The 13,465-nt window shown below is 58.1% G+C and carries 12 protein-coding genes, 2 tRNA genes and 1 pseudogene; 2 read left to right on the forward strand and 13 right to left on the reverse strand.

Annotated elements, in window-relative coordinates; translation table 11 throughout:
- Positions 1–114: 114 nt before the first annotated feature.
- From HMPREF9452_RS09170 to HMPREF9452_RS09220, 11 genes are all read right to left on the reverse strand, one after another.
- Positions 115–1,398 carry an adenylosuccinate synthase gene (locus tag HMPREF9452_RS09170; RefSeq protein WP_009141862.1) on the reverse strand — a complete coding sequence of 428 codons (1,284 nt, stop codon included), beginning with the start codon at positions 1,396–1,398 and terminating at the stop codon, positions 115–117.
- 229 nt (positions 1,399–1,627) lie between these two features.
- Entirely contained in the window at positions 1,628–3,013 is a 1,386-nt protein-coding gene (gene dnaB, locus HMPREF9452_RS09175) for a replicative DNA helicase (RefSeq protein WP_009141863.1), read from the reverse strand.
- Positions 3,014–3,755: 742 nt separating this feature from the next.
- Positions 3,756–4,271 (reverse strand): 50S ribosomal protein L9, encoded by a 516-nt coding sequence (gene rplI, locus HMPREF9452_RS09180; protein ID WP_009141865.1) that lies wholly within the window; start codon positions 4,269–4,271, stop codon positions 3,756–3,758.
- A 53-nt stretch (positions 4,272–4,324) separates the two neighbouring features.
- A complete protein-coding gene (locus tag HMPREF9452_RS09185; protein WP_050797659.1) occupies positions 4,325–5,227 on the reverse strand; it encodes a DUF2232 domain-containing protein in 903 nt (300 codons plus the stop codon).
- Positions 5,228–5,324: 97 nt separating this feature from the next.
- Complete coding sequence (gene rpsR / locus HMPREF9452_RS09190; protein ID WP_009141867.1) at positions 5,325–5,591, reverse strand: 30S ribosomal protein S18; 267 nt, start codon at positions 5,589–5,591, stop codon at positions 5,325–5,327.
- 89 nt (positions 5,592–5,680) lie between these two features.
- Complete coding sequence (locus HMPREF9452_RS09195) at positions 5,681–6,154, reverse strand: single-stranded DNA-binding protein (RefSeq protein ID WP_009141868.1); 474 nt, start codon at positions 6,152–6,154, stop codon at positions 5,681–5,683.
- 63 nt (positions 6,155–6,217) lie between these two features.
- Positions 6,218–6,511, reverse strand: a complete 294-nt coding sequence (rpsF, locus tag HMPREF9452_RS09200) for a 30S ribosomal protein S6 (RefSeq protein ID WP_009141869.1) — start codon at positions 6,509–6,511, stop codon at positions 6,218–6,220.
- Positions 6,512–6,884: 373 nt separating this feature from the next.
- The gene (locus HMPREF9452_RS09205; RefSeq protein ID WP_009141870.1) at positions 6,885–8,120 is read right to left on the reverse strand and encodes a DUF4013 domain-containing protein; all 1,236 of its coding nucleotides are present in this window, start codon (positions 8,118–8,120) and stop codon (positions 6,885–6,887) included.
- An 8-nt stretch (positions 8,121–8,128) separates the two neighbouring features.
- Entirely contained in the window at positions 8,129–8,668 is a 540-nt protein-coding gene (locus HMPREF9452_RS09210; protein WP_009141871.1) for a hypothetical protein, read from the reverse strand.
- A 192-nt stretch (positions 8,669–8,860) separates the two neighbouring features.
- Positions 8,861–8,953, reverse strand: a tRNA-Ser gene (locus HMPREF9452_RS09215).
- Positions 8,954–9,005: 52 nt separating this feature from the next.
- A tRNA-Ser gene (locus HMPREF9452_RS09220) sits at positions 9,006–9,096 on the reverse strand.
- Positions 9,097–9,316: 220 nt separating this feature from the next.
- Here HMPREF9452_RS09220 and HMPREF9452_RS09225 point away from each other — a divergent pair.
- The gene (locus HMPREF9452_RS09225; RefSeq protein WP_009141872.1) at positions 9,317–10,204 is read left to right on the forward strand and encodes a trimeric intracellular cation channel family protein; all 888 of its coding nucleotides are present in this window, start codon (positions 9,317–9,319) and stop codon (positions 10,202–10,204) included.
- Between the two features lie 189 nt (positions 10,205–10,393).
- Here HMPREF9452_RS09225 and typA read toward each other — a convergent pair whose 3' ends face one another.
- Both typA and HMPREF9452_RS09235 read right to left on the reverse strand, forming a co-directional pair.
- Positions 10,394–12,223 carry a translational GTPase TypA gene (gene typA, locus HMPREF9452_RS09230; protein ID WP_009141873.1) on the reverse strand — a complete coding sequence of 610 codons (1,830 nt, stop codon included), beginning with the start codon at positions 12,221–12,223 and terminating at the stop codon, positions 10,394–10,396.
- Between the two features lie 90 nt (positions 12,224–12,313).
- Positions 12,314–12,781, reverse strand: coding sequence for a hypothetical protein (locus tag HMPREF9452_RS09235; RefSeq protein WP_009141874.1), 468 nt, complete (start codon positions 12,779–12,781; stop codon positions 12,314–12,316).
- Positions 12,782–13,092: 311 nt separating this feature from the next.
- Between HMPREF9452_RS09235 and HMPREF9452_RS09240 the strand changes: the two are divergent.
- A pseudogene (locus HMPREF9452_RS09240) lies at positions 13,093–13,465 on the forward strand (IS110 family transposase); the annotation flags it as partial.

Below are 13,465 nucleotides of genomic sequence, written 5' to 3' on the forward strand. Positions count from 1 at the left end.
CCTTGGAACTAAAGGGTGACTCCACTTTCATGGCGCCCGCGCGGGCGTACGTGCTAAAAATGAGCCAATCCAGACTCGGTCCAAATTGGCTCATCCATATATCTTTGCTCTTCGCTACCAGCTGCGCATGATGGTCTGCTCGCGGTCGGGACCGACGGCGACAATCGAGATGCGCGTGTGGGCGAGCTTCTCGATGTATGCCACGTAGTCCTTAGCATTCTGCGGCAGCTCATCAAAGGTGCGGCAACCGGAGATGTCGCACTTCCAACCAGGCAGCTCCTCATAGACGGGCTTGGCGTTGGCAAAGCGCGCGGAGTGCTCGGGCACGGTGGTGTAGCGCTCGCCGTCAACATCGTAGGCAACGCAGACCTTGATAGTCTCGAACTCGGACAGAACGTCCAGCTTGGTAAGAGCGATGTCCGTCAGGCCGTTCACGCGAGCTGCATAGTTGGCGATAACGCCATCGAACCAGCCGCAGCGACGGCGACGACCGGTGGTGACGCCGTATTCAGCGCCAACCTCGGTCAGCGTGTGGCCCGCCTCGTCCTCATAAGAAAGCTCGGTGGGCATGGGGCCGGAGCCAACACGGGTGATATAGGCCTTCATGATGCCCAGCACGCGGCCGATGTTCTTCATGCCGACGCCGGAGCCGGTCACGGCGCCGCCGGCGGTGCAGTTGGACGAGGTGACAAACGGATAGGTTCCGTGGTCGATATCGAGCAGGGTCGCCTGGGCGCCCTCGAAGAGGATCGACTTGCCCTCTTCAACCATGCCGTTAAGCAGAAGGCTGGTCTCGCAGATATAAGGACGCAGACGCTCAGCGTAACCAAGGTAGGTCTCGCAAATCTGCTCAACGGTATAGGTGGGAAGGCCAAACAGCTTCTCAAGCTGGGGGTTTACGCGATCAAGAGCCGTTGCGAGCTTGTCGCGGAAGGTATCCTCGTCCAAAAGGTCCTGCATACGAATGCCAATGCGGGCCATCTTGTCCTGGTAGCACGGGCCGATGCCGCGCTTGGTGGTGCCGATGTTCTTGCCGCCGAGCTGCTCCTCGAAAGCGCCGTCGAGATCCATGTGGTAGGGCATGATCACATGGGCGTTGCCGGACACTTTAAGATTGGCGGTAGAGATTCCGTCATGCTCGAACATATCGATCTCTTCAAGCAGTACCTGCGGGTTTACCACGCAGCCGTTGCCAATGACCGACACGCAATTGGGATACATGATGCCAGACGGAACCTGGTGCAGGCCGTACTTCTTGTCACCCACCACAATGGTATGACCCGCGTTGTTTCCGCCCTGGTAGCGGACGACGCAGTCAAAATCAGGCGCGATAAGGTCGCAAATCTTGCCCTTGCCCTCATCGCCCCATTGGGTACCAACCAACACTGCCGACGTCATGTCTTCTCCTCATGTGTTTCAACTGTTGAGAGCCCAAAAGGACTCCTGGGTGCTCGTGCCCCCAAAACGCTCCTATTATAGGCGGGTGGGCAAGGCGTTTGGTCGCGGCAGGCGCAATCTTCCATAATCGTTACGAGCCGCTCGGCAAACTGTCGGGCGGCTCACACTTGATTTGGGCGTTGACCCGCAGCGCGTCCACGTCTCCGCTGTCTTCTGCAACCGACGCGCGCTAGTCTTCCATATGCTCGTTGAGCTCGTAGAATTTTGTGGAGGAAGGCAGGAAGACCAGGTCGACATCGCCAATAGGGCCGGAACGGTTCTTCGCCAGAACAATACGCGTGATGCCCTCGTCCGGACGATCGTCCCGAGCGGCCTCCTGCTCCGAGCTTGAACGGTCCAGGAACATAACGATGTCGGCGTCCTGCTCGATGGAGCCCGATTCGCGCAGGTCGGACAGCTGCGGGCGCTTACCGGTGCGGCTTTCGACCTGACGGGACAGCTGCGACAGGGCGATAAGGGGGATCTTAAGCTCCTTGGCCATGATCTTAAGGGCACGCGACATCTCGGAAACCTCGACGGCGCGGCTCTCCGCGCGGCGGCCCGCGGGGGGATTGACCAGCTGCAGGTAGTCCAAGATAACGATAGCGTGCTCTTTGTTGTGAAGCATTCGGCGCGCCTTCGCGCGAATTTCGGTTACCGTGGTGCCGGGCGTATCGTCAATGAGAATATCGAGCTTGGAGAGCTCCTGCGTGGCCTCGTTGATATTCGCCCATTCCTGCGCGGAGATGCGGCCGGTACGGAAGTTCGACATGTTCACCTGGGCATGAGCGCAGATGAAGCGCTGGGCGATTTCCTTGCCTGACATCTCGAGCGAGAAGAAGCCTACGGTAAAACCCGCCGCAGCGGCATTCAGCGCCAGATTCAATGCGAACGAGGTCTTACCAACTGCCGGGCGCGCGCCAATAATGATGAGCTGGCCCTCGCGGAAACCCATGAGCATCTTGTCCAAGGTGGGATATCCCGTGGGAACGCCCTGAGTTTCGCCACCTGCGGCGGCAACCGCCTCCGCCTCCTTATACGCCTCGACCATAAAGTCGGTCAGCGGCTTGTACGAGCTTTTCACCTCGCGACCGGTGACGGACAACAGCATGCTTTCGGCGCGCTCGATAACCTCTTTGGTATCGGTGGGGGCATTGTATGCCAACGCGTTGATCTGGTTGGTTGCCCCGATGATTTCACGAAGCATAGCGTCGCGACGAACAATTCCCGCATGGTACTGCCAGCTCACCAAAGAAAGCGTGCGGCCCATGAGCTCGAGGATATACGCCTCACCGCCAACGGCCTCAAGCTTGTCGATGGAGCTGAGATAGTCGATAAGCGAGATGGAGTCGATCGGCAGGTTGCGATCGTACATGTCATGCATAGCGAGGAACAGCGTTTTGTGCGCAGGACGATAAAAGTCGTCGGGAAGCAATTCAACAAGCGCTTCCTCGACCACCTCGCTAGAAAGCAACATGGCGGCCAAAACATTTGCCTCTGCCTCTATGTTGTTTGGAAGGGTCAACTGAGCACCTCGCTCAACAACCCCGGTGGGCTCCCATGCGTTATCGCTCACGGTTTACCACGGCCCCCTCTCGTTGAATCTTGCTGAACATTCAATATTAAAGCCAGAAGTTGGCTCGGTGGGCGTAGAACAGAGGTTGACCGACAGGGTGCCAATATAGTCCACAACTAACTTGATCGAGCCGCGGGCCATGAATGGCGCGAACCTCCGGTACGGACAGTGCTCAACGTCAATCGGATACTGAGATATCTGTCAAGTCGTGCCGTAAAGCGTCTACGTGCGCTTTTATTCGTCCACAGAATCTTGGGTATAACTGCAGCCGCCCCACCCTGCGAAAACGGTAGTTTTCCACGTTATCCACAATTTAGTGAGAACAATTATTTGAGTTATCCACATACCTTAGCTCATCTGCAGATATTCATTATTAAGCCTACTTTTGCTGGATTCTTACACATTCTTAATGTGATGATTTAATGAATTCGCAGGTAAACAGATGAGCTTTATACATTACGCAGGTAAAAGGTGCAACTAGCACTTGAGGGTTAAATGCAATTTCATAATTGGTCACTATAATCAGAAACCAGCTTCTTCACAATCGCCCGAATGCACCCTGTTGATATCTGCCTAAACTTATAAACATTCCCGTGATTGCAAAAAGCACCTGTGAACAAACACATGGCCACTCAAACGCACTAAGCGGAGGACAAGTTGCCAGGACGAGCAGCGAAAGAGCAATAAAAAAAACCCGGCACCTTGCGGTAACCGGGTTGTTCGAGCGATTTGAGTCGCGAAGCTACTCAGCGGCAGCCTCGGTCTCGGCCTCGGCGGTCTCCTCGACAGCCTCCTCCTCGACCTCCTCGTCAGCGGTGACGCCAACGAGAACGGTGAGGGTGGCGCGGATCTCGCGGTAGAGCGAGACGGCAACCTCGTGAGAACCAGCCATCTTGATGGGCTTACCAAGCTCGATGCGCTTGCGATCGAGCTCGACGCCAAGCTGGGCCTTGACCGCATCGGCGATCATGGCAGAGGTGACGGAACCAAACAGGACGCCCTCGTCGCCAACCTTGGCGTCGACAACGACGGACTTACCCTCGAGGGTCTCCTTAAGCGTGTTGGCGTCGGCGATGCGGACGGCCTCACGCTTCTCAATGTTGTTGCGACGCTCCTCGAGCTGCTTCAGGTTGCCCTTGGTCGCCGCAACGGCGAGCTTCTTAGGGAAGAGGTAGTTCTCGGCGTAACCCTGAGCGACGTCTACGACGTCACCCTCGCCACCCTTGCCCTTGATCTCACCCAGAAGAACGACTTTCATGAGATCTCCTTGCTACTTGCACCGCGCTGGCAGTGCATTTCTTACGTGTTTGCCTAAGATTCCTGGGAACCCCGCGTAAGTTTGCGGAAGTTTGCCCAGACATCGATCAGGCCGACTATGCTCACAATGAAGAACATAGTCTCGAGCCAGATAGACAGAACCAGGAGAAGCGTCCTACCCAAGCAGCCGAATCGAAAACGATTCGCAAACGTGAGAACGACGGCAAAACCCTGAATGGCGAAGATGAAGCGCACGCTCATGAGGGCTGTAACGCTAACGCTAAGCAGAACCTCTGCTCCCGGAAAACCAGAGAGCGAGGCACTCAAGCCAAGAATCGACGCTATCAGCACGCCAACGGGCCACATGGGCATATCGAAGGCAGCAATAGCGGGAACCCTGGGGATTCCGCTGGTCCGGACGTACATGAGATACGATCCAATTCCCGCGGCCAGTGCATCCATGCCTGCTGACGCAACATACGTGAACGGCCAAAGCGCTTTAAGCACGGGCGCGATCTGCCGGACAATCAGCTCTGCCTGTATGCCAGTTCCAGCGGCGTCTTGAGCCACGGAAACCATATAGGCGAGCAGTCCGTCGACAACCTGCGAAAGCGAAGAGCCGGCCGCCGTTGCAACAGCAGCCTCGATCCCAATGTTCACAAGCGCGGTCGCAACGATAACGGCGCAGATGCCAGCCAACGTTGCGGCGTGGTTGCGCATGCACCACACAACGCCAAGAACACAAAGAACTTCACCAACAAGCAGCATGCCCATGCCCGAATTGGCAAATAGGGCGACTGCCGTAATGACGATGCCTTCGGCTACGGCAAAGAGGAATCCTCGAGGTCCGCGCGCTTCCAGAAGTTCGCGGGCGCCGTAGCCCATCATGACAACGCCAAAGAACGGAATCACAAAGCTGGCGAACGATCCAAGCGCAAACCACAGAGCACCGGACATCTCCTTAGGAGGACGTCCCAAAACCCTGCTGGTTAGATCCGTCTGGGGTCCGCCGTTTGAAACACCATTCTCCATCTATCTGATCGAACTCGCTTTCCTAGCCGCGGTCGCGGTTACCACGGGAGGAAACCACGGGAACGGTGTACGGCAGGAGAGCCATCTCGCGGGCGCGCTTAATAGCGTTCGCGATGTCGTGCTGATGCTGCGTGCAAGCGCCAGTGACGCGACGGGGCTTGATCTTGCCACGATCGGTCATGTACTTACGGAGGAGCTGAGTATCCTTGTAATCGATGTACTCAGTGTTCTCCTTGCAGAACTGGCAGTACTTACGACGCGGCTGACGTGCAGAGTAATCATTAGCCATGTCAAAATACCTTTCATTTGGCACGCGAAGCACTAGTAGACTCGCATGCCTCTCACTAAATCAGGTGAACATCCCTCGTCTTTGGACGATTAGAACGGGATGTCCTCATCAAAGACGTCGCCTGCAGGCGGAACCGGAGCGGGCGCCTGCGGGGCAGGAGCGGGCATAGGAGTGGCATCGTAGCCGCCCTGGCCGTATGCGGGCTGGCCGTAGCCGCCCTGGCCGCCACCCTGCTGACCGCGAGAGAGGAACTCGATCTCATCGACGATGACCTCGAGCTTGCTCCTACGCTGGCCGTCGCGCTCCCAGGAGCTGTAACGCAGCTTACCTTCGATCGCGACCTTCGACCCCTTGGAGAGATAGCGGCTCACGGCCTCGGCGCGGGTGCCAAACATCGTGCAATCCACGAAGTTGGGGTAATCCTCCCACTCGCCATTCTGAGGGTTGCGACGACGATCGTTAACGGCGACGCCAAAGGAAAGAACCTGGGTACCGCCGGCGGTTGCGCGCAGCTCGGGATCGCGGGTGAGGTTTCCGGAAATATTAACGCGGTTGATGCTCATGCTTAACTCACTACCTCTCATTGCCGATTACGGCTCTATGCCGCTCGGCTTCCAAAACAGTTTCTACTCCTGGTCGTCACGACGAACGATCATGTGACGAACCACGGCATCGGTGATGCGCAGAACGCGGTCGAGCTCGGCGATCTGGGTGGGATCTGCATGGAAATTGATGAGGGTGTAGTCACCTTCGGTGAGCTTGTTGATCTCGTAGGCGAGCTTGCGCTTGCCCCACTCGTCAACGTTGTCGACCTTGCCGTTACCCTCGGCGATCGTGTTATCGATGCGCTTCATCACAGCGAGACGGGTCTCGGGATCGAGAGCGGGGTCAACAAAGAACAGCAGTTCATAAGCCTTCATTTGGTCACCTCCTCTGGGCATAAGGCTCCGGGTCGTGAAGGTGCGCCCGAAGCAGGAAAGGACTGGATAACTATAGCTGCGATCATCCGCATCCTCAAGCGGCGAGCCCACACCACGCACTACCTCCATAAATCCCTCGCAGATAGCTTTCTCGACCCAGCGTTTCACATCATCTCTTCGCTTTTAACCCTCCGTTTCTCCCCAAAGCATCTCCGCCGATAGCGCCTTGTCTTCCACACCTGGCGTTCGGGCAGACCACGGTTGGTGCCGCTTCCCTTCATAGCGCCCGCACCCGCGCCTAGATACGTTTAACCGCCAGCAAACCTCTACAAAAAAGCGACCCCCGACAATCGAGGGTCGCTCTATGCTGCATCTATCCTTCCACAATGGGGGCTCCACTCGACCCCTCATCGTCTTTGCCGGCATCATCGGCTACGGGCGAATCTTCTGAAATCGGCGGCAACGGAATCGCCTGGTGAGGCGTCTCTCCTCCATCTTCGACGGACTGCTCCGGCGCAACGTCAATCAGCTTGGCGACATCATCGGGCCCGTCCTTCGCCTCGCCTGCAACTTCCTCGACCGGCTGGGAAGAAGATTGCTGGACCTGATCGCCCCCAGAAGAGCGCACGGGCTGTTGAGCAGGCTGTGCTGGCTGCTGCGAGGCATCGGAGGGCTGCTGCGGAATGGAGCCATCGCCGTACACGGAAGACTGCGGGTGCGCCGGGACTCCATCAGGCAAAGGAGCGGACGAGGTTCCCCAGCGGTTGACGTCAAACCGGCAGAACCACTGCCCCATAGCGTTAATGGATACCAACTGCATGGCGACGGTGATCACTCCGCCAACGAATAGGGCTGCAATCACCAGCAGCACGATCACCATGACCAGCCCCGGGCCCATAGCGACCAAGGAATTGATGATGTGCGCGGCGAGATCATACCTATAGTGGCTGGTGCTATATCCGTACGCCATCATGCCCGCCACGCCGCCCAGCAGAAACAGCGTACCAAACAGGCTGACAATCGCCGAGTACGCTCCGACCACAATGTCGCCAATGAGCTTCACGGCGTATGCGTGGAAAAAGCCGCCAGGGTCCTTCATGATCATCTGGAACAAACGGTCCACACGCCAACCCGCGGTAAAACCGTCGTAGATAGTCGAGCGCATGCACGCCGCAAGGATAAACGTGCTCATAAAGATGTTTACTACCGCTGCGATAAGACTAAAAGCAGCGCCGCCGGTCACAGCCGTCAACGACACAACATTGGAGAATAACGACCCAATGGGGCCAAAAATGCTAGCGATGCCAAACGTGGTTCCAAAGATCATGCTGCCAAGAATTGCAACGATAACAGACATGCTCAGGTTCACCAGAAACGCGATGCCGCCCGTGGTGAGAACCTTGCCGTAATCGACTCCGCGCTGCTTGGGCGCCGCATCGATTCCCCATGCGGTTAGGCGCGCCCATTCCAACCCGTAACCCAGTACGGCGATCTGACCCAAAATGGGCACCCAGCCCACTAGCGTCAGCACCAGTATCGGCTTGATCCACCCTTTATCCCTGGTCAACATCTTCCATGAGGTGGTAAACCCCAATTCATTTGAAAGCATGAGCACTCCTATTCAGCAACCTCGACAGTCGCTTCAACAACCTCGTTCGCAGCATCCCCCTTGGCCGCCGCCTCTCGCTCGGCAGCAAGGGCGACCAGGCCAGACACAATGGGCCTGGTACCGCTTGGATACAGCTGAGGGGTCTCGCCCGCATACGCAAAGGAAGGTGCGAACTCGTACGACCCATCACTCACCGTATAGGGTTGAGCAAGAATAGTCGCCTGCTCATCACCGCGGCGAGCGACCTCGCAAATTATCGCCTCTTCTCGTCCACCAACAACTTCAACAAAGCCATCGTAGGAAAAGACGTACGCCTCGGGCATCTCGCGGGCTACCAGCGCCTTCATCGAGGCGTAGACATCGTCCACCGTCTCGCCAGGATGCTCCGATACATCGAACCCGTCAGACGTGCACAAAACGCTAAACGGCACCATCCCGCCGTCTGCCTCCAGACATTCGCGGGCGTCCGCAAAAGCATGGTCAAGCGCCACCCGCATGGAATCCGTCAGCATGAGCTCAAACGATCCCGATGCGATCCCTTTGTTCATATCCACTCCTCTTGGTAGGCCTTCTTTTAGCAGTGTATCCGCACGGCACGCGGCGAGCATCCTCGTAATCGCGTTTTAAGCGGCCCTTAAGTGCTCTTAAGGACACATTACGAAACGCTCGCCGTCGCCCTACCGCGCTATTCCATTGGCATCTATATATGAAAAAAGCCCTTACGGGCCCAGCAAGTCAAATGGCGGAGGAGGAGGGATTCGAACCCTCGTACCCGGGAACACCGGGTAAACGGTTTTCGAGACCGCCGCATTCAACCACTCTGCCACTCCTCCGTTTGAAGTGAAACATGGCGCACCCAATTGAGGACGCGCCATGAGAGTTAACTGGCGGAGAGTCAGGGATTTGAACCCTGGAGACGCTTTTGGCGCCTACACGATTTCCAATCGTGCTCCTTCGGCCACTCGGACAACTCTCCAACGAATGCAGGAGAAATTGTAACCCAGACTTCCGTACTCGCAAAGCTTTTTCTTAAACTTTTTTTCGATAATCTCGTTTATGCAGGTAGAAGGCTTAAATTTTTTCTTTTCTCACTCATCCCGACCTTGAAGGTGCTTTATTTGGACCTTATTTACCGAAAGCCAAACGTCTGTAGATAGGTAAGATAAGGCCAATCAACGCATTGTTTGGAGGGGTCCGTGACGCTTACTACTGTATTGCTCGCACCGGTGGTCGCAGCCATGACGGCCGCGGGGGGAGCCGCGGGCGAACAGGTCTCCATCCCCATCTGGCTTGAGATGCTCGCTGTTGTAGTTGCATCCGTGTCGGGCGTTCTTACCGCCCGCGAGCACAAACTCGATTTCATTGGCGCTATCGGTCTCGCCGTCGCTTGCGGACTCGGCGGCGGTATCATCCGCGACGTCATCTTGCAGAAAGGCGCCGTCTACATTCTCGACCAGCCGCTCGCGCTGCCCATGTCCGTCGCCACCGCCGCCATCGCCTTTGTCTTCCCCGTTATCTTCGAGAAACCCGATCGCCTCATCGCCATTCTCGACATCTTCGCCGTGGGCCTTTACGCCGCCGTCGGCGCGGACAAAGCGATGGTGTACGAGCTTTCGCCTATGGTCTGCGTAATGATGGGCTTCTTTACAGCCGTCGGAGGCGGCATGCTGCGCGACGTATTCTTAGGGCAGACGCCCGGCATCTTCCAGCGCGGCAACTTCTATGCCATCACCGCCATCGCGGGGGCAACATCCTACGTCGCCCTTGTCGAGAACTTCCACGCCGCCAATATCTTTGCTCTGGTGGTTTGCGTAATCATCACCATGGCGCTGCGGTGGATCTCGCTGCACTACAACATTCTCACGCCAACAGAGGTCAATCTTGACCGCGTCGCGCGACCCATCAGGCAGTTTGGCAACAAGGCCGTTGAGGCCGTCTCAAAACCTGTGCACCGGGTGCCATCGGAGCGCGCCCTGGACGAGCGCCGCGAACGCGTGCAGGCAGATATCAAGCAACGCCGCCGCAAGGAGCGCAAGCAGCAAGTTGCCCAAAAGCGCCGCGCTTTCTGGGAGAAACACCGCTAGGAAATCCTCAGGGCGCGCGCATCGCTCCACCTTGAATGCAAATCTTACGGGATGTCGGGCGTCTCCGAACTCGGCGGCAAGGCAACCCGAACCAGCCAATCCGCGCCTTCAACCACTAAGAGAAGAGGCTCCAAAGGAGCAATCCTCTGGAGCCTCTTCTTCGTTCTTAAGACAGTGATGCCCAAAGCGCTACTTCATCGCGCGGGCGGCGGCCTTCTTGCGGTCGATCGCGTTCAGAAGGCGCTTGCGCAGGCGAATGTTCTTGGGCGTGATCTCAACCAGCTCGTCATCCGCAATGTACTCAAGAGCCTCCTCAAGGGAGAAGACGCGAGGCGGAACCAGCTGGACGGAGATATCGGAGGTCGAAGAACGCTGGTTGCCCAGGTTCTTGGTACGGGCGATATTGACCACCATGTCGCCGGGCTTGTTGCGCTCGCCAACCAGCATGCCTTCGTAGCACTCGGTGCCGGGCTCGACAAACAGAGCACCGCGCTCCTGCAGGGTACCCAGAGCGTAGGCAACGGCCTTCTCAGTCGTCATGGAGATCATGGCGCCGTTGTTGCGGCCGCCAATCTCGCCAGCATAGGGTCCGTACTCCAAGAAGGTGTGGTAGAAAACGCCCTCGCCATGAGTGACGTTGAGCACGCGGTTCTTAAGACCCATGATGCCGCGAGTGGGGATGCGGAACTCGACATGGGTGACGGTGGAGCCGGCCTGCATGTTGGTCATGGTGCCGCCGGCGTTGCCGAAGACCTCGATAACCTTGCCGGCGTACTCGTCCGGGCACTCGACAACGGCCTGCTCGATGGGCTCGACGGTGTTGCCGTTCTCGTCCTTCTTGAACAGAACGCGCGGACGGCCAACCTGGAACTCATAGCCCTCGCGACGCAGGGTTTCCATAAGAACGGAGAGATGCAGGATGCCGCGGCCGGAGACCTCGACACCGCTCTTGTCGGCAAGCTCCTCGATGCGCATGGTCACGTTGTTCTCACGCTCGGTGAACAGACGCTCCTTGAGCTGGCGGGCGCCAACGATGTCGCCGTCACGGCCGACCAGCGGAGACGTGGACGCCTCGAAGACAATGGACAGGGTGGGAGGATCGATCTCGATGGAATCGAGCTCGACGGGGTTCTCGGGATCGGTGTAGACGTCGCCGATGTCGGTGGAGTCGACGCCGACCACGGCGGCGATATCGCCCGCGCCAACCTCGCTGCACTCGGTGCGACCCAAGTAGTCAAAGGTGAAGAGCTGCTTGACGGTGGCCATGGCGCGCTCGCCGCCATTCTTTACAACCAAAATCTGCTCGCCCTGGTGAATGGTACCGGAGTAGACGCGACCAATGCCGATGCGGCCGACGAAGTTGGAGTGGTCGATGGTGACGCACTGCATCGCCAACGGACCGTCCACGTCGACGTCGGGGGCGGGCATGTCGTCAACGACCATGTCGAGCAGCGGGAACATATCCATGTTGCCGTCCTCGGGGTCGAGGCGGGCAAAGCCGTTCACAGCGCTCGCGTAGACCACGTGCTCCATCGCAAACTCAAGCTGCTCGTCGGTGGCACCCAGGTCAGCCATGAGGTCGAGGCAGTCGTTGAACGCGCGCTCGGGCTCGGCGCCGGGACGATCGATCTTGTTGATGACAACCATGATCGAAAGACCGGTGTCGATGGCGTGACGCAAAACGAAGCGGGTCTGGGGCATGGGGCCCTCGAACGCATCGACCAAAAGCAGGGCGCCGTCCGCCATGCGCAAAACGCGCTCGACCTCGCCGCCAAAGTCGGCATGGCCGGGGGTATCGAGGACGTTGATTTTCACGCCCTTGTACTCGATGGAGATGTTCTTAGCCAAAATGGTGATGCCGCGCTCGCGCTCCTGATCGTTGGAGTCGAGCACGCGCTCCTCCACCTGCTGGTTCGCACGGAAAGCATCCGTGGCGCGAAGGAGCTTGTCAACCAGGGTAGTCTTGCCGTGGTCGACGTGGGCGATGATGGCGATGTTCCTTAGGTTATCAACGCGCATATATGGGTCCTCGTTCCCTTGAAACGGTTACGTGATGAGAATTAGGCGTACGGTCGGTTTTTCACCGTAACCGCTCAATTTTAGCGAGTGTTACAACAAAAGTTGCTCTTCTCCTGCAGGTTCAGGGTCACTCCACATGAAGTTCTCGCCTTGGCCCATGCCTTTCACCAATGTGAAGGCGGAATACGCGCTAGCGGAGCCCTTCTCGCCAAACACGGTAATCATGGCATCGTTGTAAGCACCATCCATCTCCTGGATGCAGCCCAGGTACAAAATCGCATAGCGCACAGCGGGGCCAACCCCGTCTTCAGGAGAACCGTTGCGACCCGCGGAAACCACAAAGTCGTCTGCGGCGTTCAGGCACGCCTCGTCGCCGTCCTCAGAGAAAGCCACGGCGGCGCGGTTGCCGGCCGCGTCCTCCACACACGCCACTACACCCGGCACGTCCCCCTCGGCGAGGGCGTCCAGAAACTCGCCCATCATGTCGCAGGACATGCGGTCGAGCTCGGGAGAAACGTATCCGGGCTGGTTTTCTTGCTGCTGGCTGTTCGCGGTCATGTCGCTCCCTGCACATTTTGCGCCGGCGGTTCTCAGCGGCGCACTCTATATATCCATCGCAAACTATAGTGCATGTAGCACCACTTGGGCTCGTTTACATGCGCCTTTTTAGAAAGCACAGCCCAAACAGCTATCGCCATAGTCGCGCGAAGCCGGTGTTCAAGCATGTACGACGTGCACGAGACGATATGAGAAAGTCATTGAAGGGAAAGCCTCCCCGCGGCATACGGGGTCGCGGGCTGGGCGGGAACAATGGTTGTGTATCGTCAACCTGCGGTGCCGCCGTACCGCACGTATGGGAGGAGGCTCCCATGACCTATATTACCTCCATCGGCCTCGACGCACACGCGCGCTCCGTCTCGGCATGCGCCTTCGACCCGTTCACCGGCGAGGCGGCCCAGAGGAGGTTCGGCACCGACGCCGGCGAGATCGCGGAGTGGATCCTGGGCTTCGAGAGCCCCAAGGCGGTCTACGAGAGCGGCCCGACGGGCTTCGCCCTGTGCCGCGAGCTGCGCGCGCTGGGCGTCGACTGCGTCGTGGGCGCCGTCTCGAGGATGCAGAAGCCGTCGGCCGAGAAGAGGCGCAAGAACGACAGGCGCGACGCCGCCTTCCCGGCGCGCCTGCTCGCCACCCGCAACATCGTCGAGGTGTGGGTGCCGCCGTCGAGGCGGAGGCCGCCCGCGA

Source organism: Collinsella tanakaei YIT 12063 (assembly GCF_000225705.1).
GTDB classification, from domain to species: domain Bacteria; phylum Actinomycetota; class Coriobacteriia; order Coriobacteriales; family Coriobacteriaceae; genus Collinsella; species Collinsella tanakaei.

Bases quoted from the DNA above. Each gene is read 5' to 3' on its own strand.
- HMPREF9452_RS09170 (WP_009141862.1), bottom strand. From the start codon at position 1,398: ATGACGTCGGCAGTGTTGGTTGGTACCCAATGGGGCGATGAGGGCAAG.
- rplI (WP_009141865.1), bottom strand. From the start codon at position 4,271: ATGAAAGTCGTTCTTCTGGGTGAGATCAAGGGCAAGGGTGGCGAGGGT.
- HMPREF9452_RS09185 (WP_050797659.1), bottom strand. From the start codon at position 5,227: ATGTCCGGTGCTCTGTGGTTTGCGCTTGGATCGTTCGCCAGCTTTGTG.
- rpsR (WP_009141867.1), bottom strand. From the start codon at position 5,591: ATGGCTAATGATTACTCTGCACGTCAGCCGCGTCGTAAGTACTGCCAG.
- HMPREF9452_RS09195 (WP_009141868.1), bottom strand. From the start codon at position 6,154: ATGAGCATCAACCGCGTTAATATTTCCGGAAACCTCACCCGCGATCCC.
- rpsF (WP_009141869.1), bottom strand. From the start codon at position 6,511: ATGAAGGCTTATGAACTGCTGTTCTTTGTTGACCCCGCTCTCGATCCC.
- HMPREF9452_RS09205 (WP_009141870.1), bottom strand. From the start codon at position 8,120: ATGCTTTCAAATGAATTGGGGTTTACCACCTCATGGAAGATGTTGACC.
- HMPREF9452_RS09210 (WP_009141871.1), bottom strand. From the start codon at position 8,668: ATGAACAAAGGGATCGCATCGGGATCGTTTGAGCTCATGCTGACGGAT.
- typA (WP_009141873.1), bottom strand. From the start codon at position 12,223: ATGCGCGTTGATAACCTAAGGAACATCGCCATCATCGCCCACGTCGAC.
- HMPREF9452_RS09235 (WP_009141874.1), bottom strand. From the start codon at position 12,781: ATGACCGCGAACAGCCAGCAGCAAGAAAACCAGCCCGGATACGTTTCT.